Annotated in this window: 20 protein-coding genes and 1 pseudogene; 13 read left to right on the forward strand and 8 right to left on the reverse strand. The window is 37.3% G+C overall.

Going from position 1 to position 26,468, the window contains the following annotated elements:
• Positions 1-149 precede the first annotated feature (149 nt).
• The 4 genes and pseudogenes from CWS31_RS16335 to fadI form a co-directional block, all read right to left on the reverse strand.
• A complete protein-coding gene (locus CWS31_RS16335; protein WP_101344260.1) occupies positions 150-590 on the reverse strand; it encodes a hypothetical protein in 441 nt (146 codons plus the stop codon).
• Between the two features lie 312 nt (positions 591-902).
• Positions 903-1,789, reverse strand: a pseudogene (locus CWS31_RS16340) (IS1595 family transposase); the annotation flags it as partial.
• A gap of 114 nt (positions 1,790-1,903) precedes the next feature.
• The gene (fadJ, locus tag CWS31_RS16345; protein WP_246143587.1) at positions 1,904-4,390 is read right to left on the reverse strand and encodes a fatty acid oxidation complex subunit alpha FadJ; all 2,487 of its coding nucleotides are present in this window, start codon (positions 4,388-4,390) and stop codon (positions 1,904-1,906) included.
• Positions 4,390-5,697, reverse strand: coding sequence for an acetyl-CoA C-acyltransferase FadI (fadI, locus tag CWS31_RS16350; RefSeq protein ID WP_101344261.1), 1,308 nt, complete (start codon positions 5,695-5,697; stop codon positions 4,390-4,392). Before fadI ends, fadJ begins: the two co-directional genes overlap by 1 nt.
• A 446-nt stretch (positions 5,698-6,143) precedes the next feature.
• Between fadI and CWS31_RS16355 the strand changes: the two genes are divergently transcribed.
• The 9 genes from CWS31_RS16355 to CWS31_RS16395 all read left to right on the forward strand — a co-directional run bounded on the left by CWS31_RS16355 (position 6,144) and on the right by CWS31_RS16395 (position 16,498).
• Positions 6,144-7,133, forward strand: a complete 990-nt coding sequence (locus CWS31_RS16355) for an AAA family ATPase (protein WP_101344262.1) — start codon at positions 6,144-6,146, stop codon at positions 7,131-7,133.
• Between the two features lie 218 nt (positions 7,134-7,351).
• Positions 7,352-8,506, forward strand: coding sequence for a DUF58 domain-containing protein (locus CWS31_RS16360; RefSeq protein WP_101344263.1), 1,155 nt, complete (start codon positions 7,352-7,354; stop codon positions 8,504-8,506).
• Entirely contained in the window at positions 8,506-9,234 is a 729-nt protein-coding gene (locus tag CWS31_RS16365) for a DUF4381 domain-containing protein (RefSeq protein WP_246143589.1), read from the forward strand. Before CWS31_RS16360 ends, CWS31_RS16365 begins: the two co-directional genes overlap by 1 nt.
• Positions 9,231-10,286 (forward strand): vWA domain-containing protein, encoded by a 1,056-nt coding sequence (locus tag CWS31_RS16370; RefSeq protein WP_101344264.1) that lies wholly within the window; start codon positions 9,231-9,233, stop codon positions 10,284-10,286. The genes CWS31_RS16365 and CWS31_RS16370 overlap by 4 nt, the downstream gene beginning before the upstream one ends.
• Position 10,287: 1 nt before the next feature.
• Positions 10,288-12,417, forward strand: a complete 2,130-nt coding sequence (locus CWS31_RS16375) for a vWA domain-containing protein (protein WP_101344265.1) — start codon at positions 10,288-10,290, stop codon at positions 12,415-12,417.
• 11 nt (positions 12,418-12,428) lie between these two features.
• Entirely contained in the window at positions 12,429-14,315 is a 1,887-nt protein-coding gene (locus CWS31_RS16380; RefSeq protein ID WP_246143592.1) for a BatD family protein, read from the forward strand.
• 288 nt (positions 14,316-14,603) lie between these two features.
• Entirely contained in the window at positions 14,604-15,119 is a 516-nt protein-coding gene (locus CWS31_RS16385; RefSeq protein ID WP_101344266.1) for a sigma-70 family RNA polymerase sigma factor, read from the forward strand.
• Entirely contained in the window at positions 15,112-15,825 is a 714-nt protein-coding gene (locus CWS31_RS16390) for a DUF3379 family protein (RefSeq protein WP_101344267.1), read from the forward strand. Before CWS31_RS16385 ends, CWS31_RS16390 begins: the two co-directional genes overlap by 8 nt.
• Before the next feature lie 172 nt (positions 15,826-15,997).
• The gene (locus CWS31_RS16395) at positions 15,998-16,498 is read left to right on the forward strand and encodes a YchJ family protein (protein ID WP_101344268.1); all 501 of its coding nucleotides are present in this window, start codon (positions 15,998-16,000) and stop codon (positions 16,496-16,498) included.
• 20 nt (positions 16,499-16,518) lie between these two features.
• On the opposite strand, the gene CWS31_RS16400 is transcribed toward CWS31_RS16395, so the two are convergent.
• The 3 genes from CWS31_RS16400 to CWS31_RS16410 form a co-directional block, all read right to left on the reverse strand.
• Positions 16,519-17,184 carry a VC2046/SO_2500 family protein gene (locus tag CWS31_RS16400; protein ID WP_246143593.1) on the reverse strand — a complete coding sequence of 222 codons (666 nt, stop codon included), beginning with the start codon at positions 17,182-17,184 and terminating at the stop codon, positions 16,519-16,521.
• A gap of 254 nt (positions 17,185-17,438) precedes the next feature.
• Entirely contained in the window at positions 17,439-18,725 is a 1,287-nt protein-coding gene (locus tag CWS31_RS16405; RefSeq protein WP_101344269.1) for an ATP-binding protein, read from the reverse strand.
• A gap of 205 nt (positions 18,726-18,930) precedes the next feature.
• The gene (locus tag CWS31_RS16410) at positions 18,931-19,647 is read right to left on the reverse strand and encodes a winged helix-turn-helix domain-containing protein (RefSeq protein ID WP_101344270.1); all 717 of its coding nucleotides are present in this window, start codon (positions 19,645-19,647) and stop codon (positions 18,931-18,933) included.
• A 227-nt stretch (positions 19,648-19,874) separates the two neighbouring features.
• Between CWS31_RS16410 and xthA the strand changes: the two genes are divergently transcribed.
• A complete protein-coding gene (xthA, locus tag CWS31_RS16415; RefSeq protein WP_101344271.1) occupies positions 19,875-20,681 on the forward strand; it encodes an exodeoxyribonuclease III in 807 nt (268 codons plus the stop codon).
• Positions 20,682-20,693: 12 nt separating this feature from the next.
• Positions 20,694-21,557, forward strand: a complete 864-nt coding sequence (rlmA, locus tag CWS31_RS16420; protein WP_101344272.1) for a 23S rRNA (guanine(745)-N(1))-methyltransferase — start codon at positions 20,694-20,696, stop codon at positions 21,555-21,557.
• A gap of 81 nt (positions 21,558-21,638) precedes the next feature.
• On the opposite strand, the gene CWS31_RS16425 is transcribed toward rlmA, so the two are convergent.
• On the reverse strand, positions 21,639-22,181 hold the full coding sequence (locus tag CWS31_RS16425; protein WP_101344273.1) for a DUF412 family protein: 543 nt from the start codon (positions 22,179-22,181) through the stop codon (positions 21,639-21,641).
• A 324-nt stretch (positions 22,182-22,505) separates the two neighbouring features.
• On the opposite strand from CWS31_RS16425, the gene CWS31_RS16430 reads away from it, so the two are divergent.
• A complete protein-coding gene (locus CWS31_RS16430; protein ID WP_101344274.1) occupies positions 22,506-23,744 on the forward strand; it encodes an acetate kinase in 1,239 nt (412 codons plus the stop codon).
• 56 nt (positions 23,745-23,800) lie between these two features.
• The gene (gene pta, locus CWS31_RS16435; RefSeq protein WP_101344275.1) at positions 23,801-25,927 is read left to right on the forward strand and encodes a phosphate acetyltransferase; all 2,127 of its coding nucleotides are present in this window, start codon (positions 23,801-23,803) and stop codon (positions 25,925-25,927) included.
• The last annotated feature ends 541 nt before the right edge of the window (positions 25,928-26,468 follow it).

The following is a 26,468-nucleotide window of genomic DNA, read 5'->3' on the forward strand; positions in this document are numbered from 1 at the left end:
ACTAAACGTGAATCAAAAAATAAACCATAAGCAAATAACCCAAAACACCTAACGCCTCGTTAAGAGGCAAATAATACGTTGGCTAAAATAGCGACGAAGGAGCAAAAGCCAACTGTTATTTGTCCTGCTTTAACGACTTGTTATGTGTTTTATTTTGCACACTTTAACAACTGACTAATCGATTTATTTATTTTGCTTTTAGGTGACTTATGAAGCCATTTGTTTTTTTGAAAAAAAGTCCAACCAGCTTGATCTTCCCAAGTGTAATATGTGTGTTTGCGATAATTATTTACAGCTTTATGGAGAGTATAACTATCGAAAACACCAAGATTAGCAGTGAGCTTTGTTGCGTAAATCTCGATATCACTAATGGAATTTCGGAGGATGTTAAAACTATTTTTATCCCAGTAGTGGGATTTGTTACAGAGATCACCGAGAGCAGCAAAAACAGAATCACTGAATTCTTGTTTTTTATCTGCGAGTCTGACTTTTACTGTATGCCGATATGCGAAAAATGCTGGAACACAAAGGGTGAGAATAGCACCACTTATTTTATAGAAGTTATTAACTATGAATTCAACTGGTTCCATTTATACATACTTTCCATTTATATTTGGTACGTGATCTGGATGTTGAGACTCACCAGCTCGAAAAACACATAACAGCTTATTAGGAAGAAAAAATCTCGCTTTAAACAGCGAAAAAATCTCCCTTTCAAAATTTAATCATAGAAAGATACTGTATTTAGGCTTTTATCACAATACCTTAGCTTTCTGTATCAACATTTCAATTGCGTGAAAGCGAGAAAAATTCCTTTTTATTGGCAGAAAACGAGAAAACCTACAAAATTGTATGGATATAATGAGTATCCTCAAAGCTCCACCACATACATGATGTAGTGTTTAGCTTTTTGTGATGTCTTTATATATTACCGTTTTTGTTTCCACCGCTGATTCAAGCAACCATAAGATAGTAAACCTGTGGATCGTGATTTTCGACGGTTAAAACGAAATGCATATTCATCAAGGTAGGCATCAAGTTGCTCTGATTTTACTGAGTCTTGATGAGTTCTAAGAAACCAACGCTTTAACAATGAAGCAACTCGATGTACACCAGGTAGTGATACATGTGCTGGTGCGAGTTACCCAGTTGCACTAACTTATTTCGGAAATAATCTAATTTGTAAATTAAGCTGTAAGTTTGTGATCCATCCGTTCGAATAACTGAGCCTGGCTCAATACAAGCTTTGGATGCATTAGTTATTCTTCTAAGCCTTACTCGGACAAACTCTTTAGGCTCAAGTTTTTTAACGGCAATAATAACAATGAATTTCTTACTATCTGGATTTTAAGCCCTAATACTGCCGGTATCACGCCCTACAACATATGCTTCATCAACCTTAACTATACCTTTTAGTTTTTCTCGTTAAGGATTGGCTATAGCCTTTCTAAATTTATGCAATATGGTCCAGGTTGTTTCAAAGTTTTCTAGTCTTAATAATTTTTGTATTCCAAGTGTACTAACGCCATTTTTTGGTTAGTGATCTACTAAGCTACTGCAAACCAATTATTGAGTGGTGTTCGAGTTTTTTCAAAAAAAGTGCCTGAAGTGACTGTTCGTTGATAGCGGCAGTTATGGCACATGATACGCCTACGACTTAAACTATATGGAGATTCTACATTTTTACATCGGGGCAAACAAATCACTTTGACCATCTAATTTGTTCCAAAAACTCTAGACAAAAGATGTCGTCATGGAATCAATCTACGAATTGGCTCCATGTTTTGGGTAATCAACACCTGAAATAATTGTATGATTAGGCAACATAAAAGGCTATTAGCTTTACAACTAATAGCCTTATAACGTTATACATTTAAAGTAGAAATATTTTAGATTTAGCTAACTAGTTTAATTCACTAGGATAATAAACTGTTTCATCTTCAGCCATTTTTACTAAAGCTTCACAAGGAGTGTAACGTTCACCATGTTGCTCTGCCCACTGCGTTAACTGGGCAACCACAGATTTAGCCCCAATACTGTCAATATAACGTAACGGTCCGCCTAAAAATGGAGGAAAACCGATTCCAAAAATTGCGCCAATATCACCGTCGCGGGCGTTACGTACTATGCCTTCATCAACACAACGTGCTGATTCATTTAACATCATATATGTACAGCGCTTACTAATTTCTGCCGCTGATAAACTGCCAGATGGTTTAATATTTAATAAACTGTAAACAGTTTCATCTACTTGTTTCTTACCTGATTTAATGCCTTTTAATCGATCTTTTACGCTATCAAGCAAGCCTTTCTTTTGATATTGATAAAAACCTTTATTCGCTTTTTTGCCTAAACGACCGTCAGCAAGTAATTTCTCAAAGGCGGCAGGAGCAGCAAAACGTTCTCCTAACTCAGCTTGTAATACTGGCCCTATTTTACTACCAACATCAATACCTACTTCGTCAAGCAATTGCATAGGGCCAACAGGGAAACCGAACTTAACAAGCGCTTTATCAATTTTATCAACCGGCTCCCCCGTAAGGAGTAAAATTGCCGCTTCATTCATATAAGGAGCAAGAATACGGTTAACATAAAAACCGGCTTTATCTTTTACCACAATAGGGGTTTTACCTTGTTTTTTAGCAAAGGCAACCGTGGTTGAAATTGTTTGATCTGAGGTTTTTTCGTGCGGAATTATTTCTACCAACGGCATTTTATCAACGGGTGAAAAGTAATGTAAACCAATCACATTTTCAGGACGTTCAGCCTTTGCCGCAATTTGATTAATCGGTAAACTTGACGTATTACTCGCGAAAATAGTTCTGTCATTACCGTGTTTTTCAACATCTAATACCATGTTTTGTTTTAAGGCTAAATCTTCAAATACAGCTTCTACAACGATATCTAGAGATTTAAAACCAGTGAACTCTACAGAGCCGGTGATCATCGCCATTTGTTTTTGCATTTCACTGTAAAGTAAAAAACGACGTTTTACTTTTTTATTCAATATGTCGAAACTATATTTTAACGCTTGGCTAATTCCTTTATGGCTAATATCCTTAACTCTTACTGGAATGTCGGCTTTAGTTGCGGTAACAAAGGCTATACCACCGCCCATTAATCCGCCCCCTAAAACACCTGCTTTGTTAATATTATTAGGCGATACATTAGCAACACCCTGCTCTTTTTTCATTGCTGTAGTTGCAAAAAATAACTGGCGTAATTGTGCAGATTCAGCGCTCATGACCAAATCAGCAAAGTTTTCCGCTTCTAATCGGTAACCACTTTCTGCTGAAAACTCAATACCAGTGCGAATACAATCAATAATTTTAGCTGGCGCGGGATAGTTGCCTTGAGTTTTAGCATTCACTGTTTTTTGTGCTTGTTGATAAACAATATTGCGGCCAACGGCGTTATTCTCTAGTAATTTATCTACTATTCCTTGCTTACGTTTAAGCGTTTTTTTACCGCGTTGCACCATAGAAATTGCTAATTTTTCAGCAACGTCAAGTAATACACTACTTGGCACAACATCATTGACTAATCCTGATTTCAACGCCTGTTTAGCACGTAACTGTTTACCTGTTAACATCATGTCCAAGGCTTTTTGTAGGCCCACTAATTTAGGTAATCTTTGCGTGCCACCACTGCCTGGTAATAAACCTAGTTGTACTTCTGGCAAACCAAGCGCGGTTTTAGAATTATCACTACATACCCTTGCATGACATGCCATAGCAAGCTCAAGGCCACCGCCTAAGCAAGCACCATCAATAGCAGCGACAACAGGAATTGGAAACTGTTCAAGTAGTGTAAAAATTCGTTGTCCTTGGCGAGACAAACCAACCACTTCTTCACGACTTTGACAAGCATCAAGCATGTTAATATCAGCGCCAGCAATGAAAGAGCCTTGTTTACCACTACAAACAACAATACCGGTAATTTTTTTATCTGCCTTGATCTCAGCTAATACCTCAGTAATTTGCTCAGCAAACTCACTTTTAAGGGTATTAACATTCTCCCCAATAACATCAATTACCAAATGAGCTATGCCGTTGTCTTGGCGAACAAGTGTAAAGGCACTATTCCTTATCTCAGTTTGTGTTTCTAGTTCAGTTGTTTTTAACAATTCAACCTCTGGTTCACTGGGCGTTTCGAGTTTTTTGCTAGCTTTTTTAGCTGTGACGTTAGCTGGTGTATCATTCTCTTTAGCTTTCACTTTTTTCTTTGTTCCGCCCTTGGCTGTTTTTGTAGTTACAATGTCAGCTTTACTACTCGTATTACTGGTTGAATCAACACTATCGTCTGCGCTAACTGCATTCTTATCAGTGTTAACATCATCGTTATCAACATTGTTATCAACATTGCGATCAACATTCGTATCTTTAGTCATTAATCTGTCTCCACAATCATAGCCGCACCTAAACCGCCTGCTGCACAAGCTGTTGCTAAACCGACACCGCCACCACGACGATTCAATTCATTTAAGGTTTGCGTAATTAATCTTGCGCCGGTTGCAGCAAAAGGGTGGCCATAAGCGAGCGATCCGCCCATAACATTAAATTTATCCATATCAATATCACCAATCGCTTTATCTCTGCCAAGTTTCTCTCGGGCAAATTTATTGCTGGCAAACATTTGCATATTCGCTAATGCTTGCGCGGCAAAAGCTTCATGCATTTCAATTAAATCTAAATCAGCTAAACTCATGCCTGCGCGTTGCAGTGCAATTGGGGTCGCGTAACTTGGTCCCATTAACATATCTTGCCAAACATCAATGGCAGCAAAACCAAAACTACGGATGTAACCTAATGGTGTGTAGCCTAGCTCTTTTGCTCTTCCTTCACGCATTAGTAAAATTGCCGCTCCGCCATCGGTTAACGGCGTACTAGTAGCTGCGGTAACTGTGCCGTGTTTACGATCAAATACTGGTTTTAACTTGGCGTAACCAGCTAAATCTGAGTTTTCACGAATACAGTTATCTTTATCAATAAAATTTTTATAAGGTTGTGAATGGGCGGTCATCACTTCACTTGCTAACTTACCGTCTTGCCAACATTGCGCCGCCAAACTGTGTGAGCGATGCGCTAAAGCATCTTGGTCTTGACGAGATATTTGATAGGTTTTAGCCATTTGCTCAGCTGTTTGCCCCATAGAAATGCCCGTTGAGTATTCGGCTACCGCAGGAGAAACAGGTAATAAATCACGTAAACCAAGGCGCTTAAGTAATGACAAGCGTTGTCCTAAGGAACGCGCTTTAGTTAAATCTACTAAAACACGAGCAAGGTTTTTAGAAACGCCAATTGGCGCTACAGACGAGGAATCAGCGCCGCCCGCAATACCTACATCTACATGACCGGCCATAATAGATTCGGCAACATTCACGGTTGATTGAAAACTAGTCGCACAAGCACGAGAAACACTATACGCATCAGTATGAACATTCATTCCCGTGCCTAAAACTATTTCACGAGCAATATTTGGTGCTTCTGGCATTTGTACCACTTGACCAAATACTAATTGATCAATAATTGCGGGATCAATATCATGCTTTTGTAGTAATTCATTAACAACAATTTTGCCCAAGTCAACCGCAGGTACGCCATGAAACGCCGTTGCTTGTTTAGCAAATGGCGTTCGTAAACCAGCAACAACTGCAATGCGCTCACCTGTTGAAGTGGTTAGTCTTTTTATTGTCATTTATTACTCCATACACTCGTTGTTATGCTATTTAAATGTTACCCATAAAACAGAGGTCAGACCTCTACTGATAGGTTTGATTCTAACCAACTAACAAAAAATTTCAATCATTACCTTAATCTAATTCAATCATGGCTCTTAACAAACCTATAAAACATATCTAAAGATACTAACTGAAGATACTAACTGATGGTATTGTCTAATATCGATAAAACGACGCCATAAATTGTTAAATTTTGTTACTTCTCACTTGTTTTATTTAACAATAACCTTATATAAAATCATAGCTTAATTTATATTAATTTTTTGCTTAGTGAACGATTTAAAAAAATAACACTCTTAGCTGATACTGCACTTAAGCTCAGTCTTTAAAATAAGTATTAAGGGCTCTTAAATCAACACTTAGTATTATCTTTCAACAACCAATAATATAAGAATTTAACCGTATGGCAATTGAACATTTTTCTACCTTAAAAGAACATTTATCTTCACAAATCATAGGTCAAGAAGCATTAGTTGAAAATTTGCTTATTGCGCTACTCGCTGACGGTCACTTAATTGTTGAAGGACCACCAGGTCTTGCCAAAACACGTGCGGTTAATGCCTTAGCACAAGGTTTAGAAGCTGATTTTCATCGTATTCAATTTACCCCAGATTTATTGCCTGCTGATTTAACAGGTACTGATATATATCGTCCAGAAGATGGCACCTTTGTTTTTCAACCTGGTCCTTTATTTCAAAACTTGGTATTAGCTGATGAAATTAACCGTGCGCCTGCTAAAGTACAGTCTGCTTTATTAGAAGCAATGGCTGAAGGACAAATTACTGTTGGTCGTAAAACTTATGACTTACCTGAATTATTTTTAGTTATGGCAACGCAAAACCCTATTGAGCAAGAAGGTACTTATCCATTACCTGAAGCACAATTAGATAGATTTTTAATGCATTTAGAAATTGATTACCCCGATGCAGAAGCTGAATTAAAAATATTAAAACTGACTCGCGGCGAAGCGGTAACCTCAAATGCTAACCACGGTGAAGAAAAAGCCAGTAAAAAAGAAAAAACACTACGCACATTAAGCCAAAGTGAAATTTTTGGTGCGCGTGACCAAGTGCTTAATATTCATATGGCTCCGGCCTTAGAAAACTACATTGTTGATTTAATTATCGCCACCCGTCAGCCTAAAAAATATGATGCTCAGTTAGATTCTTGGCTTTCATTAGGCGCAAGCCCTCGTGCAACTATTGCTTTAGATCGTTGTGCAAGAGCTCGTGCTTGGTTACATAATCGTGACTTCGTCAGCCCTGAAGACATTCAAGCGGTATTTCATAATGTTTTACGCCATAGAATTTTACTTAGCTATCAAGCTGAAGCAGAAGGAATTACGCCTAATCAGGTACTTGATCATATTTTAACCCTTGTGGCTGTTGCTTAGGGTATATTGCTGAGCTTGTGATCAATAACTTAATCTGTTGGCTTAAGTTAACAACAGCTTTCGCGTAATAATTATTAATTCTAAGGTTAATCATAATAATTATCCTCTAGTAATAATTAAGCTGTAGCCGTTACTCGGATCATACTCACACACAATATTTATCAATCATATTATTGATTATGTTATTGATGAAATCGAAATAAAAGTAGAGTTACTTCATGTGGTTTAATCGTCAAAGAAAATCGTCTTCTGAAAAGTTGAACGAAGACTCGGCTCCTGCCTTGCTCGCTAGTTTATATAGTAATGGTATAGATCTTTCTATGCAGGAGCTTTTACAATACCAAAGTAAAAGTCGCTTAATCGACTTAGTTGGTAAAAAAAATATCCAAGGTAAACAAGCTGGAAATTACTTGTCTCGTAGTAAAGGTCGAGGCATGGAGTTTGATGAAGTCCGTCATTATCAAACAGGTGATGATGTACGCGCAATTGATTGGCGAGTTACCGCGAGAACCGGTAAAACGCATACTAAACTGTTTAGAGAAGAAATAGAGCGACCAGTATTAATTGCCACCGATTTAAGTCAAAATATGCACTTTGGTAGTAAATTATTATTTAAATCAGTACAAGCCGCACATTTAGCAGCCTTAGTTGCATGGCATGCTAAAAGTAGAGGCGATCGTTTAGGCGGCTTGGTATTTTGCGATGAAGAACACATAGAATTAAAACCGCGCAGTCGTAAGGCGGGTGTGCTGCATTACTTGCATGCTTTAACCACCTTGAATAACAAGAAAATGAAAAAGCGCGTTGAGGCACAAAGTACTGTTGTAAATAACAAGATTATTGATAACAATGACCTTAATAATAACAATGACCTTGATAAAAGCCAATCCGTAAATCAAGAAAACTCGGCCCCCCGCCCTGAAGAAGGTTCAACGGTAAACTCCCAAAGACTTAAACACAGTAATTTTGAGCAAAACTGTGCGCGCTTACGCCACATAGCTAAACCTGGTTCCTTGGTGTATTTCATCACTGATGGCCATGCCTTTCACGACCAACAACATTGTAGTCATGCACTTAGACACCTTAGCTATATCAGCCAACATTGTGAATTAGTAGTTTGTTTGATAAGCGATCCTCTCGAGCATTCATTACCAAACAGCCCATTAAAACTATCAGTTACCTTAACAGATGGCCAAAGTCGTCAACAGCTAACTTTAGGTGATGTAAATACTGCCGAGCAATACCAACAAAAAGCGATTGAGCTAGAAGATAAAATGAAATCATTATTACAATCTTCAGGTGCTCGCGTGGTTCACTTTAGTGCAGGTGACAGTATAGAGCAGCAACTAAAATATAGTGAGGCATCATTATAATGGCTATAGAAAACCCGACTTATTCACCTGAAATTGCTAAACCTGACAATATGCAAGAGTTAATGCAACAAGGCATACCACAAGGTATGTCGCCAGGACAAATGCAAGGCCAACCATCAGGTCAATCAATTCAATTACACGATATTCATTTACCCGAGCAAGTGAGCGACTTACCTATTGCCCCTGGTTGGTGGATATTATTAACCTTAATAGTTATTGCGCTTTTTAGCCTTATTAAAAAATATAAACAACGTAAAGTGCTGCTCGCCCATCAAAAACAAGCATTAGCGGTATTAACCAATAACCCAGCGCTAAGCGCTAAGCAATCAATTTGCTTAGTAAAGTGGGCGGCGATGCAATACTTTAGTCGTCAGCAATTGGCTAAATTATATGGTGATAGTTTACAGCAGTTTTTAGCACAGCAATTACCTGAAAAACATCAAGCTAAGTTTATCGAATTGAGTAACGCCGGCTTTCAAGGCCAATATCAAGCTGAGACTAATGTGCTGTCGGTTGACGACTCAACTAATGAGTCAACTAAACAATCAACAACTCAAACAGTGACCGAAGCAGCTACCGAAACCGTTAATAGTGTAGATAGCGATTGTCACCAAGCAGCTACCCTATGGTTAAACTATGCCCTACCCGTTAAGAAAACTAAGCATACAGCAACTCGTGAAGTGAATAAGGTTACAATGAAAAAAATAGAACAGGAGCATAACGCATGATCAGTTTTGCTTGGCCGTGGTTATTCGCCTTATTGCCTCTCCCATTAATTATTTATATTTTACCGGCTAAAAAGAATGCCAATCAGCAAAGTGCACTTATTATGCCTGAGTTGATTAACGTCAACAGCAAGGGTAAAAGTGAACAACAAAAGCGTAAAACACCGATGTTCATTCTCAGTGCTTGTTGGATCTTATTTATCCTCGCTCTTGCCAGACCACAATGGCTTGGTGAAGCGGTTGATATTCCAAGTGAAGGCCGTGAAATGATGATTGCTGTTGATTTGTCAGGCAGTATGGAAATTGAAGATATGCAGCTTTATGGTCGCAGTGTAAACCGCTTACAAATGTTGAAATCAGTATTAGGTGATTTTATTGAGCGTCGTGTGAGTGATCGCCTCGGGCTTATCTTATTTGGCGACGATGCTTATATGCAAACACCTATGACCTTTGATAAAAAAACAGTTAAACAAATGCTAACCGAAAGTGAGTTAGGTCTGGTTGGCAGAAAAACCGCCATTGGTGATGCTATAGCACTAGCTGTAAAGCGTTTTGATGCTAAAAAAGACTCTAATAAAGTTCTTTTGTTATTAACCGACGGACAAAACACTGCTGGTAAAGTTACCCCTGAGCAAGCATTAGAGTTAGCAGTAGCTAAAGACATTACTATTTACACTGTTGGTATTGGCGCTGATGAAATGATCCAACAGTCTATGTGGGGCTCGCAGCGTATTAATCCGTCAAGTGAGTTAGATGAAAAAAGTTTAGCCAATATTGCTGAGCAAACTGGCGGCATGTACTTTCGTGCAAGAGACAGCCAAGGGATGAGCGAAATTTATGCTTTGTTAGATAAGCTTGAACCAATTGAACAAGAGCAACAACAAATGCGCCCTCTTTCAGCATTATTCTATTGGCCGTTATCTGCAGCCGCATTACTTTGTTTTGGTTATTTATTACTTTTACATTTTAATTTTATATTACCTGTGACTAATAACCGTAGACACTCGAGTAATCAATCAACAAAAAATAGCGCTAACGCACTGGGAGGTAAATAATATGTCAGAGCAAACATCAACATTTGCCGAACTGAGCAGCGATTTAAGCAGCAGCCTTAGTAACGCGATGAAAAACGTTGACGGCTTAAGCTTCGACGGGTTCGCCACTCACTTTCATTTTGTTAGACCTTGGTGGTTATTAGCATTCTTTGGTTTGTTTTTAGTGTTATTTTTACTGAAAAAAATACGTTACTACCAATCACCATGGCAACACTTTTTACCTGCTCATTTAGCTAGCGCACTGTTAGAGAATTCTGACAATCAATCTACACAACAAAGCCAAAGCACACAGGTAAACTATTGGTTAAAGCCTTTTATTATTGGTAGCTGTGTTATTGTTGCGCTTGCAGGCCCTGCTTGGCAAAAATTGCCACAACCTGTTTATCAACTCGAACGCGGTGCAGTGCTTATCATGGATATGTCTTATTCTATGTACGCCACCGATGTTAAGCCTAACCGATTAACCAGATCTCGTTATAAAGCTATTGATTTACTTAACAAAATAAATGAAGGTGAAGTCGGTTTAATCTCGTACGCTGGTGATGCTTTCGTTATCAGCCCGCTTACGCAAGATATTAAAAATATTGAATTATTATTACCTTCTTTATCCCCCGATATTATGCCTGTACCAGGAGCTAATGCTCTAGCCGCATTAACGTTGGCTGGTAAAACGCTTAATAATGGCGGTCATATTAGCGGTGATATTTACTGGTTTACCGATGATATTGATAATAGCGAGTTAGCTGATATTTACGCATGGGCGAATGATAACAACCATAAAGTAAATATCTTAGGGGTTGGCAGTAAAGCTGGCGCTCCAATCAAATTATCAACGGGCGAATTACTTAAAGATAACACTGGCTCTATTATTATCCCTAAATTGCCGATAGCTAAATTAGAAGGTATTGCACAGCGTAGCCGCGGTGTTTATCACACCATGACCAATAGCGATGCAGATATTAAAGCCTTAACCGCTCACCTGTCTGCAAATCTTAACGATAAAAACAATTCAGCTAATAATGGCGGTAACAGTAATAAAGCCAGTGAAGAGCTTATGCAAGGCGACCAATATCAAGAGCAAGGACCTTGGTTGTTAATTCTTATTATTCCGTTGTTATTAACATACTTCCGTCGTGGCTCAAGTATATTAGCTATTACTTGGTTAATGCCGTTAACCTTGATGCTGAGTTTAAGTAGTGTTAGTCCAAACAGTTACGCCGCTTCAATGAATACGGCTGCACTAAACGCTACTGAAGTCGCTGAGCAAAGCAGTACTGGAAGTAATGAAACCAGTGAAGTACGTCAATTTTGGAATAATTTATGGCAAACGCCAGATCAACAAGGTCAAGAATTGTTCCAAGAGCAAAACTACCAACAAGCCGCAGAAGAGTTTGAAAATAGTCAATGGCAAGGTAGTGCTCTTTATAAAGCAGGTGATTATGAACAAGCCTTACAAGCTTTTAAACAAAGTGACAGTGCACAATCTTTATATAACCAAGGTAATACATTGGCACAAATGCAAAAAATTGATGAGGCTATCGACGCTTATAAACAAGCCTTAGAAAAAGATCCTGACTTAACCGACGCCAAAGATAACTTGGCGCAACTTGAAGCGCTTAAAAAGCAGCAAGAGCAACAACAGCAAGACTCAGGTGATCAATCGCAAGAGCAGACAGACGATAATCAGCAGCAAGGTGATCAGGGCGAGCAACAAAAGCAAGATAGCCAAGATGGTCAGCAAAGTGAAGACGGCGAAAGTAAGGATCAATCTCAAGCGGGTAATCAACAAGACGGCGAGCAATCACCAGAACAAAACCAAAGCGAAGAGCAATCTGACGAACAGAGTGAACAAGAATCACAGCAATCACAAGAACAAAAAGAGCAAGAGCAAAAAGAAAAAGAAGCGCAAGCGGCTCAAGCGAAAGAATCAGATGAAGAGCCACAAGGTGATGAAAAGTCACTCGCTCAACAAATAAGCGATAAACAAGCGCAAGAAACTGATCAAAAACATCAACAACTATTAAATAAAGTCACTGATGACCCTTATTTATTATTACGAAATAAAATGCGCTTAGAGTACCAAAAGCGTAAAAATGATAATCCGCCTCCAGGAGTAACTAAACAGTGGTAAGTAATAACTCAATGCCTTCAATTGCGAATTTTACAGTGGGTAAGACTAAATTAAGTAAACTGCCATTAGGTGATTCATCAGCTAAAGCGTCAACTAAAGAAACTGTAACGCTTCGCTTTATGTGGCAAAGCTTAGTGTTAACTTTATTGATTATGATAACTTTTTTATTCAGTCAGCAGGCTTTTGCTTTATCAACGGTGACCGCGGTTATTGATAAAAACCCAGCTATGTTAAACGAGTCAATTCTTTTAACAGTTACGGCTGATGACGATGTTGCGCGTAACGCCCTAGATACTAGTCCGTTACTAAAAGACTTTATTGTTGGACAAACCTCTGTTAGTTCTCAAACCAGTATGGTTAATTTTGAAACTAGCCGAATGACTAAGTGGCAAGTCATTTTAATTGCACGAAAAGCTGGCGAATTAACCATTCCAGCGTTAACCATTGATAATAAAAAAAGTAAACCAATTGCTGTAACCGTAGTTGAAGCTAAAAATAACAGTAGTGCCAATAGCCAAGCTGATATATTTATTACGAGCGAATTATCAAGTGAGCAAGTCTATGTTCAGCAAGCACTTACCTTATCAATCAAGCTACATTTTTCAGTTGAATTACAAAGTGCTAGTCTCACAGAGCCTGAGCTAACAGGTGCAACAATTGAGAAGGCAGCCAAAGATGAGCAATCTGACAGCATTATCAATGGCAAACGTTACCGCGTTATTGAACAAACTTATGCGATTACCCCTGAGCAAAGTGGTGATTTTACTTTAGCTGCGCCAGTATTTTCGGGTGAAGTTCGTCAAGCTTCTAATCGTCGTTCAAGTTTTTTAAGCTTTGGGCAAAGTAAGCCAGTTAGTATTGTTGGTAAAGCATTAAACTTAAATGTGCTACCTATTCCTACCGATTATCCAAGTAACACCCAATGGTTACCAACAGAAATCCTGACCCTTCACCAAGAATGGCAAGGTAATGATGATAAATTTACCGTAGGTGAGCCTATTACCCGTACTATTACCTTAACGGCTGCTGGGCTTTCTAAAGCGCAATTACCTGAGCTTGTTATGCAAAGTACTCAAGGATTAAAAATATATCCTGATCAATCCGAATCTCATTCCACACTTAGAGAGAACCGTCTGATTAGCCAAAAAGTGCAAAATTTTGCCATAGTGCCAAGTGCACCAGGTGATTTTACCTTACCTGCCATGGAGGTTACTTGGTTTAACATCATTACTAATAAAATAGAGAAAGCTACCCTACCGGCAAAAACAATTACGGTACAAGCATCACCGGATGGATTTTCCAATAATCAAGCTAATAGCCAGCAATCAACAAACCCGTTAGCAAGCCTTAATTTAGACAATAATATTGAAAGTGAAAACAATCAACTTGCTAACCAACCGGGTGACACATCAATCACTAGCGTTGTTGTAGAGCAAGACAAAACACTACAATGGTTATTCCTAACTTTATGGCTAGTCACCACCTTAGCTTGGATACTGCATGTAATTTACTTAAAGAAAAACGCTTTTACTAATACGTCAATTAACAGTCAATCAGCACGTAACCTCAATAATGGCGAACATTACCTTGCTCTATTAGCCGCCTGCAAAAAAAATGATGCTGAACAAACATTAAATCTTATCTTGCCTTGGTTGAAACAATTGCTTCAAGCAAAAGCGGGGATAGAAATTAGCAATATCGCGCAAGCACAAAACATAATTCAATCCGAAGAATTTACGCTAGCATTAAATGATTTACAGCAGCGCCTTTATGGTAAAACTGAAGGTGAAACCTCGAACGAATGGCAAGGTTTAGCTTTATTTAATGCTATTCAATCGGTTAACAAACAGCAAAGTAAAAGCTTAAAGGTTGATCCTTTGCAGTCGCTTAATCCTTAGTTTTAACCTTTAACCAGCTATAGCTTTTAACTTTCCAGCATTAAGTTAAAAGCTATAGTTTAACCGTACCCTCATTGCCCCCTGCTTTAATTCATCGTTTAAGTTCAAATCAGTCTCAGTTAACTCCTAAATTAACTCCTAAGCCTTAAGATAAAAGCTTAAGATAAAAGCTAGACTCAATCATCAACTCAAGTGCTGTAATATCCATTTCATTATAATTATTAATAATGATGACAAAAAATACGCTAAGCTTGAAATTAAATACGCCTTGTTAAGGTCTATACCTACATGATGACAAAACAAGTTAGATATGAGGCGCTCGTTAAAGCCTTACACGGTGATTTATACCGATATGCCTATTGGCTCACCCACGATAAACAAGTGGCTGAAGACTTAGTGCAAGAAACCTTTCTTAGAGCTTGGCGAGCCCTTGACTCCTTGAAAGATGAAAAAGCTGCTAAGTCATGGTTAATCACTATTTTACGCCGAGAAAATGCGCGACGTTTCGAACGTAAGCGTTTTGATATGAGTGAATATGAAGAAGCCACCATAACCGATACAAAATCTGTCACCACAGAGCAAGAATTAGAAAACCATTGGCTGAGAGATAAAATAGCGCAACTTCCCCCCGAATATGCCGAGCCGCTTGTATTACAAGTACTCGGTGGCTTTAGCGGTGAAGATATCGCAAGTTTATTAGATCTCAACAAAAACACAGTGATGACTAGACTATTTAGAGCTAGAAACCAGTTAAAAGAAGCTTTGGAAACAGAGCCGGTTAAGCGAGGAGTTTACAATGGATGATTTGCAATTTAGACGTGCTATCTATTCCGATCCCAACAATCAAGATGCGGATATAATAGCTGCGCAACAACAAGATCCGAGCAAGAAGAAGTTTGCTAAAGATATATGTCAACTTGACGATAAAATTAAACAGGCGTTACAAGTACCTGTGCCCGACGACTTATATAATAAATTGATATTGCGTCAAACCTTGGCAAGTCACCAAGTACAAAAACGTAAGAAACGTTTACATTTAGCAATAGCCGCGTCAGTGGCTATAATTGGTGGTTTACTCATTAATGCTTTGCAGTTTTCAAGCTCTTATACTTCATTAGCTGACTATGCCCTCGCCCATGTAAATCATGAACAGGGATTATTAAAAAACAATGATGGTGAAGCAATAGACTTATCAGTGTTAAATAATAAAATGACGAGTTTTGATGGAGCATTCAGCCGATCGCTTGGTAAATTATTGTTTGTAGATTACTGTCGGTTTGATGGCATGAAAAGTCTACATTTAGTTTTTCAAGGTAAAACTAGCCCTGTTACTATTTTTGTTGTGCCTAAAAATAACCAATTAAGTTTTAACAGCACTTTTCATGATAAACAGTTTTTTGGTGGTGCTTTAGCATTTAACAAAAATAATATTATTGTTGTTGCGGATAAAAATGAATCGTTAAGTCAGTGGCAACAAAATATAAATGATACGGTAACTTGGTCAATTTAAACTAACAGCTGAACTGGATTTTAACTATTAGCTGAAAAAACCTAATACTACTCCTATTAATACTAAAAACTTGCGTTAAAAGCTCTGACAGCTACATTCAGGGCTTTTTTTATGACTAAATAATAGTAAAATAGTTATCCGTTTTACGTTTTGTAATTTTATTGGACTCTTTATGCTTTGCCCTTGCGGTTCATCTGCTCTATTTACGAATTGTTGCCAACCTTTTATCTGTAAAAATCCCCCTGCAAAACAAGTCACTACCGCCGAGCAACTAATGCGCTCTCGTTTTAGTGCTTATGCGGTTAAAAATGGACAATATATTTATGATACCTATGCTGCAGCACAGCAAGTCAATAACTCACTAACTGATATTCAGTCATGGGCTGAAGAATGCATATGGATTGCCTTAGTGATTCATAATGTAGTGAATGATATAACCGAAAATACTGTCGAGTTTACAGCCTATTACATTGTTGATAATACATTATGTGAACTACGCGAAAAATCTAACTTTGCCCGCGAGCAAGGTCAATGGAGATACATAGACGGTAAAATTAAACTGCATAATGAACTTAGTACTATTAACCGCAATGAAATATGCCCATGTAATGATTATCCAACCGCTTGGTCAGCTAAAAAAGGCAAAAAATTTAAACATTGTTGTGGAAAATAACTCCGAACAGGGCTTAATGTTTAGTTAAGTAAAGGTGCTTTGACTAAAGATTGTTGAACTGAGTCTAACCAAGCATTGGCATTGAATGGTAAAACTTGATTAAGTGGTTTATTTATCTCTGATGATATTGTCTGTGCTGATACTTGATCATCGCAAAGCATCATTTGTTGCGCTTGTTTATATTTAAGTTGGGTAAATAAACTGGTATTAGTTAATACTTCAGTTGAAATATGTTGTTTGTTATCACGAAATGCTAACGGTTTAGGATTTAATATATTTGTTAACTGAATAGCCGCCAAGTCATGTTCTGTAATTAATTGCGCTTGATTAAACTGCTTTATTTCATCAAGAGAGGATAATGCTAACGGCGCTTTTGCAGGTAAATTAAATTGCTTTCTCAACGAGGCTTCAGTGTGTTTTATTTCACTTGCTGCTGCCGTTTTAGGTAATAAAAATTGGCTTTGCTCGCGAACATCTTCAGCTAACATAGCTAACATTAGTGAGAAGTCTGCTCGACGTTTTTCTACAACACTATTATTTAGCTGCTCGCCAAGTTGTAGCTCATGCAATAAGGTATTCGCAGCAGAAGTTTCTGCTACAGGCGTTAAACTGCCTGTATTCACTTCAGCTACTTTACTACTTTGCATTGTTTGTTGAGCTAACGCGACAGGCAATGTACTACTCACTTATTTATGTCTGATAGGTTTATATGAAACCTAAAGTGATACCTATTAAAGAAAGGCACCTTGATAAATAAGTTATCGGCTAGTATCTAAAAAGCTTTAGTCAATATTTCATTAATTAGGAGATTTATTTTATTCGTAGGTAATCCGCCAAATTTAAGACATTTTCTGTTAACAAGTATAAATAATCACACATTTAATGAGATCATTTATACTTTGTCATAACAATAAAACCAGTAAACTGTGCTGATTTCGTGCTAATTTTGTTTAATCGGCCAAGTTAACATAAACGATGCACCGCCTAACTCACTATCCCCTATTGATGCTTGCCCTTGATGCCATTCCATAATTCTCGCTACAATCGCTAAGCCTAAACCAAATCCACCTGTTTCACGATTTCGTGATTGATCGCCACGAGAAAATGCATCAAAGATAACTTGTTTAAATTCATCTGACACTCCTTCGCCGTTATCTTCTACACAAATTTTACATTGTTTGTTCTCTACCGACAAAGTAACTATCACTTTATCTTTGCCATATTTAATCGCATTACTAATAAAATTATTAACCGCTCTGTCTATAAAATGCCCGTCACAATTAACATAATTACTTGGTAAGTTATTAACCAGTTCAATTGAGTTAATAAATGGCTTATGGCTCGATACCTGTGCTTCCACTAAGGCATTAATATCTATTTTAGTTATGTTTATTTCAGGTTTATCATTATCAAATGCCGCATAAATTAGCATTTCATTTATCAACTCTTCTAATTCACATACATCATTTTTTATTTGTAGTTGATACTTTGCCCTTTTTTCATCATCTTTAATTGATTCAAGCATTTGTAAAGCAAATTTAGTTCTTGCTAAGGGCGTTCTTAGCTCATGAGATACCGCATTACTTAATTCTTTATGGGCTTCAATTAGACGTTTTATTCTATGCGCCATCATATTAAAAGAAGTAACCATAGGAGCTATCATAGTCGATTTAGCCGCTTGGGCTTTACTGTCAAACTGTCCTTTACCAAAGGCTTGTGTTGCTTTTTTAAGGTTGTCTAAATCCCGAGACATTGGCCATAACCAAATAAATACGACTAAGGCTAGAATACTAAAAATCAAGGCGCGATATACCGCTTTAATTCTAGGCCTGGTCGGCATATTAACAGGCCCTAAAGCAATAATTTTATTTGAGTCTTTAATCGAATAATGGATAGTTACTTGGTCATTGGCGTAATAAATATGGGCGTTATCATCAGCTAAAGTACTATGTTCAGAGTGATCAACACTCGACGCTGCCGTTTCTGTTATTAACGATAAAGGTAAATTCCAACGACTCGAAGCTTCTTCAATTCTTTCCTGCCATTCAGATTCAGGATGTTTTTGTAGGTAATCCCCTGTTGCCATCATTAAGGTTTTATAACCAGTATAAGAGTCAATATCTTTTTCTAAATAGCTTGTCCATACTTCATCAAGCACCCAAGATGACATGATCAACATTGCAATAACAAAGAAATACAGATTAAAAAACGTGCGGCCTAGTTTCATGGACTTTCCTGAAATATAAAATTTAGAGTTATACGTATAACATTAATTAAGTGTATTCACTTGTATGAGTTAGCATTGATAAAATCGACTTGTCTTCAACCAAACAATACAATAAACACTTACTGGAATTGATATAAACTTAAGAAAAAGGCTTTGCCACTTATCAAAGTGAACAAAGCCTTAAAGTCAAACTACTTAAGTAGTGCTAACTCCACGCATCTGGAACAAATAAGTAGCCTTGGCCCCAAATGGTTTTAATTCTAAACGGGGTTTCAGTATCGTCCTGTAATTTTTTGCGTAAACGAGAAATACGTACATCAACACTGCGGTCTAAGCCATCGTACTCACGACCAATAACTGCTTTGTAAATATAATCTCGGTTTTGTACTTCACCAGCTTTACCGGCAAGTAGCCACAATAAATCAAACTCTTGGCTTGTTAAGTCCACATTTTCATCTTGTAAAGTCACTTTGCGTGATGCTTTGTTAATATGTAAACCGCCATAGTTTATTTCACCGGTACCTTCACTTTGGTTTGGTAATTCACCACGTCGTAATAGCGCGTTTATTCGTGCTAATAATACGCGAGGCTCTACAGGTTTGATAACGTAATCGTCTGCGCCAATTTCTAAACCAAGCACTTGATCAAAGTCAGTACTTTTCGCAGTTAACATTAATACTGGGCCCGTAAATTCAGGACGTAAATCACGACAAACCCCAAAACCGTCTTTACCAGGCAACATCACATCTAAAATAATAAGATCAGGAGAGAAAAGTTTTACGCGTTTAGCCACCGTGTCACCACGAAACTCTTGCTTAACATGAAAACCTTCACTGGTTAAAAAATCTGTTACTAAATCAGATAATTGGCGATCATCTTCAACCAATAATATTTTTTTTACGTTTGAGTTATTATTTGACATCTTCATTTCCTTGCTGAATGCTAACTTAGTTGTTTCGCTCATTTAGGTCTAGCTTAAACAAGTTATTGTGCTTAAACAATAGCTTCTACCTGTTGTTACAGTTAAATTACATTTTATAACAGGTTAACAGAAATAAACCTTGCGAGACGCTAAATAAACCCGCAAGATCATTGTCTTAATTTATATTACTCGTTTTACCTTTACTGTTAAAAGTCATTAGGAACCCTATGAAAATTATCTCTTTTAATATAAACGGCCTACGCGCTCGTCTTCATCAATTACAAGCCATTATCGACAAACATCAACCTGATATTATTGGCTTACAAGAAATTAAAGTTCATGATGAAATGTTTCCTACCGAAGCGGTTGAAGCTATGGGGTATCATGTTTATTTTCACGGACAAAAAGCCCACTATGGCGTTGCTATGTTATGTAAAAAAGCGGCTGATGTTGTACAGCGTGGCTTCCCAACAGATGACGATGAATCGCAACGCCGTATGATCATGGTTACCACAACCAATGAGCAAGGTGAAAAAGTTACTGTATTAAATGGTTATTTCCCGCAAGGTGAAAATATCAGCCATGAAACAAAATATCCTTATAAGCGTAAATTCTACAAAGACTTAATGACCTATCTTAATGACAGCCATACTAACGGTGAAAACGTGGTTGTTATGGGTGACATTAATATTTCTCCACTTGACCTTGATATTGGTATTGGCGAAGTAAATCGTAAACGTTGGTTAAAAAGCGGAAAGTGTTCTTTCCAAGAAGAAGAACGTCAATGGTTAACTACATTAATGAACTGGGGTTTTGTTGATACTTTCCGTCAATTGCATCCAGATAGAATAGAAAGATACTCATGGTTTGATTATCGTTCACGTGGTTTTGATGATAATCGTGGTCTTAGAATTGATGTAATATTAGCAACGCCTAAGATGGCCGCACAATGTATTGAAGCAGATATAGATTATGAAATGCGCGGTATAGAAAAACCATCAGATCATGCACCTATTTGGTCAACATTTAAGTAAAAAGTGATTTCTATGTCTGAAAATATATCAACTGCGCTAGCAAATGATAACAGCGCTAATGCTTGTGATAAAACGTTAGCGCAATATCGTTGTCCACTTTGTCAGCAAGTTTTAGTGCTAACCAATAAAACCTACCGCTGTGATAAAAATCATAGCTTCGATCAAGCAAAGCAAGGTTATGTTAATTTATTGCCTGTTCAATTTAAGCATTCAAAAGAACCCGGTGATAACAAAGCAATGGTACAAGCAAGGCGTGCTTTTTTAGACAAAGGTTATTACCAACCTTTGGTTGATAGCATGCTGGCTTTACATAAAAAATATAGCACTAAAGACGCGACTATTTTTGATGCCGGTTGCGGTGAAGGGTTTTATACCCATCAACATAAAACTGAGCATAACAATGTATACGGTGTTGATATTGCAAAAGAAACCATTAAGATCGCCGCTAAACGCTATCAAGATTGCTTTTTCAGTGTTGCCACCTTATCAGACTTACCTTTTAGTGATAATCAGTTTGCTTGGCTTTATAGTGTTTACGCACCTATTTTAGAAACCGAATTTAGTCGAATTCTAGCCGATAAAGGCTATTTACTAACCGTTACCCCCGCTGATAATCATTTGTTTGAATTAAAATCCTTGATTTATCGACAAGCGAATAAACACGACACAACTAAGTCACCTATAAAGCAATTAACTTTAGTTGAAGAACAACGTTTAAATTACGTTATGGATTTTACCACCAGTGAAGATGTTTTAAATCTACTCGCAATGACACCGTTTGCTTTTAAAGCGAGTGAAGAGTTAATGGCAGAGTTAAATCAATTAACAACCTTTAGTTGCCAAGCTGACTTTATTTTACGTTTATATCAAAAATAATAATAAAACCGCTTAACCTTGTACGCTAAGCTTTAATTTTTGCCATTTAAGGTTTTGCTGTTAGGGTTTAAACTTTAGCGTTTAACCTTTAACACCAAAAGTTAACTGTAATAGTTGTGCAAGATCGATATAGCGCGGCTTAAATGTCGCTAAACTGGCAATCGCATGTTGGTGATTTCTTTGCTCTGGTGTCACTTTATTTATATGTTCGCTCATATATCCAGAAGCTTTCGCATTCGCTTGTTCAGCAACTTGCTGTTTTATCTTTTCTAAACCACTATGATACCAAGAGGCTAAAGATGGTGGTAATAACTTATCGGCTTTCACACCTGAAAAAACTAATGCTTGCACAGGAATGCTCAACAAAAAAATACCATACAACAAGGCTTGAGGTAGTGCTTTTATAGCCATATCTATTGAGCCTTGGTTTAACGGATATCCAGACGCAAGATACAGCTGCATAATAACAGTAAATAACGCTAAGCCAGGAAAATAGCGACACACAAAACGTGCGCTTTTCACACTATGGTAGTCATGAAAATATCGGCTTAGCTCAGGTTTATCTGGCCAAAGTGATAAGTATTTTTGCCCCAACTTAATGAGTTGTATTACTGAAATATTCATAATCTAAGTATAGCAGCTACTTTTTATAAGCAGAAGTTACAAATTAATACCTTGCTTACAAATAATAAAATTAGCAATGTTTAGTACCAAATTTAGCAGCAAAGAAAAAAGTATCAAAAAAATCAATAATAAAAGCCTTTAATTGGCTTACATCAATATACATAAAATAAGGCTTCGCTATAATAACCTTATATTAGGATTGTTCATCTTTCAGGATTAAATTATATTCAGTTTAAAAACGGATTTAATCACGAAAGATCAACAGTATCTAAATACATAATATTATTTTTTAACGTTTAATTTTCACTTAAGAAGATAACCTATATGACTCAACTAAATTCTCAGTTTAAAAAACTTAGCCCTTCAGATTCAATATTAGTAATAAATTGTGGTAGCTCTTCTGTTAAATTTTCTTTAATAAAACCTGACAATGGCGAAACTCTGTTATCTGGTCTAGCAGAGCGTTTATTAACAGATGAAGCCGTTATAAAAATAGAACATAAAGATGAAAAAAAATCTTATCAATTAACTAGTCCGTTTAATCACCAAACAGCATTAGCTGTATTAGTAGAGCAACTACAAAGCCTTAACTTAGTTGATAATATTGGCGCCGTTGGCCATCGGGTTGTACACGGTGGTGAACAATACTCAAAACCAACGCTAATAACACCTGAAGTTGAGCAAGAAATTAAACAATTATCAGCTCTTGCGCCTTTACATAACCCCGCCAACCTTATTGGTATAAAAGCCTGCCAAGCAGCCTTTCAACACTTATTACAAGTTGCAGTTTTTGATACGGCATATCATCAAACTATGCCAGAAAAAGCCTACATTTATGGTATTGCTTATTCGTTATATCAAGAACATGCAATCAGACGTTATGGTTTTCATGGAACAAGTCACTACTTTGTTGCTAAACAAGCAGCAAAACAATTAAATAAACCGATTGAACAATGCAACTTAATCAGTGCTCATCTAGGTAATGGTTGTAGTATTACCGTAATCAAAAATGGTAAGAGTGTCGACACGAGCATGGGTATGACACCTGGTGAAGGTTTGATGATGGGTACCCGTTGCGGCGATCTTGATAGCGGCATTATTTTTCACCTCGTCAATAGTTTAGGCTACTCAATTGAAGATGTTGATAAATTAGTCAATAAAGAAAGTGGTTTACTCGGCATTTCTGGTTTAAGTAATGATTGTCGAGTATTACAAGCAGCAATGATAGACGATAACAACGAACAAGCGAAATTAGCGTTAACTGTTTTTTGTTACCGCATAGCTAAATCTATTGCTTCATACAGCGCAAGTTTAACTGAATTAGATGGTTTAATACTTACCGGCGGTATCGGAGAAAATTCAAGTTGGGTTCGCTCTGAAGTTATAAAACAACTATCTTTATTAAATTTTGTGCTTGATGAAGAAAAAAATGAAGCAACACGCTTTGGTGCATCTGGAAATATTGCAACCTCAAGCTCAAGACCTTGTTTGGTTATTACCACTAACGAAGAATGGGTTATTGCCGAACAAACGTCTCAATTACTGACTAACAACGCGAATTAATTACTTAGCCAGTTAAATACATATATAACATAAGATAAATATCTAGGGTTAAATTTATGCAACATAAAATTATGTTAATCCCCGTTGGCGCAGGCGCCGGATTAACCAGTGTATCATTAGGTTTATTACACGCTTGTCAGCAAAAAGGCATTCGTGTCGGACATTTCAAACCAATTAGCCAACCTTCTCGAAATAGTATGGCTAAAAAAAATAAAACAATCGACGCCATTAGCTTATCGCAAAACAGTACGAGTGTGTCACTTAGTTATGTTGAAGAGAAAATGGGTGACGGCCAACATAGTGCAGTGTTAGAAGAAATCGTGGCTAACTTTAATGATTTCAAAAAAAATCTCGATGTGGTTGTTATAGAAGGATTAGTACCAACGCCAAGACAACCTTATGCGGGTCGTATTAACCGTGATGTTGCTCAAGCGCTTAGCGCAGATATCGTTTTAGTAGCCAGCCCTGGTAATGATACAGCGGAAGAGTTTGAAGACAGAATTGAAGTAAGTGCTGAAACATACGGCGGCATCAATAACAAGCACCTAATTGGCTGTGTTATTAATAAACTAAACTGCCCTGATCAAGACGAATACGGAATTTTACCAAAGGAAGAAGAAATTCAAAGTGATTTTAATCTTAACGATTGGTTAAGTTTAGACATTTTCAAAGGTCGTAAATTTGACTTACTCGGTACGGTAATGTGGGAAATTGATCTGATCGCTCCACGTGTTTGTGATATCAGCAATTATCTTGACGCTAAAGTACTTAATGAAGGCGAGATGGCACATCGTCGTTTTCGTAGTGTTGCTTTTTGTGCCCGTACCGTCAGTAACCTGGTAAGTTATTTAGTGCCTGGAAGACTTATTGTAACCCCTGGTGATCGTACTGATATCATAATCGCTACTTGTTTATCTGCGTTAAACGGTACTAAATTAGGTGGGTTAATTCTCACTAATGGCTTTGAACCATCTGAGCAGGTATGGGAGCTTTGTAAACAAGCGCTTGATGCGGGTTTACCGGTATTGTCGGTTCCATGGGATACATGGCAAACATCACGCCATATCATGAGCTTTAACCCTGAAATACCACAAGATGATATACAGCGCCAAGAAAAAGTTAAACAGCACGTGGCTGATAATTTAAATAGTGCATGGCTTGAAAAACTAACCGCTAAAAATAATAGTTATAACCTATTATCACCGCCAGCGTTTAGACATAAATTAACCGAGTTATCACGTAAAGCGAATAAGTTGATTGTCTTACCAGAGGGTACTGATATACGCACAATTAAAGCTGCTGCTATTTGTTGTGAACGTAAAATTGCTCGCTGTTTATTAATTGGTAACAAAGAAGAAATACTACAGATTGCTGAGCATCAAGGTATACATTTACCTGACAGTTTATTAATCGCCGATCCTGAAGATATTCGTGATAATTATGTTGCTCCTATGGTTGAGCTACGCAAAAATAAAGGTTTAACCGATGTTGTCGCACAAGAGCAGTTAAAAGATAATGTGGTATTAGGTACCATGATGCTGCAAATGGATGAAGTTGACGGCCTAGTTTCAGGAGCAGTAAATACAACAGCCAACACTATTAGACCTGCGTTACAGTTAATAAAAACCGCACCTGATAGCTCTTTAGTTTCATCAATATTCTTTATGTTATTGCCGGATCAAGTACTTGTTTACGGCGATTGTGCTATAAATCCAGAGCCTAACGCTGAACAATTAGCAGATATTGCTATTCAATCAGCTGATTCTGCGAAAGCCTTTGATATAGAGCCAAGAGTAGCAATGATAAGCTACAGTACAGGTAGCTCGGGTTTAGGTGCTAATGTAGAGAAAGTAGCGGAAGCAACAAGGCTTGCAAAAGCTAAACGTCCAGATTTGATTATTGATGGGCCATTGCAATATGACGCCGCGATTATGGAAAATGTTGCTAAGAAAAAAGCACCAAATAGCCCTGTTGCCGGTCGTGCAACGGTATTTGTTTTTCCTGATTTAAACACAGGTAATACAACCTATAAAGCAGTTCAACGCTCTGCTGATTTAGTTAGTATTGGCCCTATGTTACAAGGTATGAACAAACCTGTGAACGATTTGTCACGCGGTGCGTTAGTTGATGATATTGTTTACACTATCGCACTCACTGCAATTCAGGCAACTATGTCACGTTAAACTATGTCACGTTAAACTATGTCACGTTAAACTATGTCACGTTAAACTATGTCGCGTTAAACTATGCCACGTTAACATTGCTGTGTATAAAACTCGTTATGACAAAATATAAAGTATGTCATAACGAGTTTTATAATTTTAATAGCATAATTAAAATACGACTATCCCCCTAAAATAGCATTTAAAACCAAATAACGGCTATTTAACCGCCTTAAAGTATCTTTATTGTAGATAAATTGATCGAGTACTACATTTACAACGATTATCTTATTTTATACATTTCACCATAGTGCTAGTCAAAAAACGTACTCTTTAATTTTCCCTTAAATATCAACAACAAGAATTGTTATAACATGATTGCACACAATTTTATCCACAGGTTTTGGGGATATATAAATTTAAGATAACTTTTTACTTAAACCGAAATACCTTGTGTAAAACCCATACAAACAAAGCCCTTAACAGCTATTGCACTAAAACCATGCGTTATACCAAATTGATTAAGTTCTTTCCCACTCAGCGAGAATTAAAAGGTTTAAAA

The organism is Colwellia echini (assembly GCF_002843355.2).
Lineage (GTDB): Bacteria > Pseudomonadota > Gammaproteobacteria > Enterobacterales > Alteromonadaceae > Colwellia > Colwellia echini.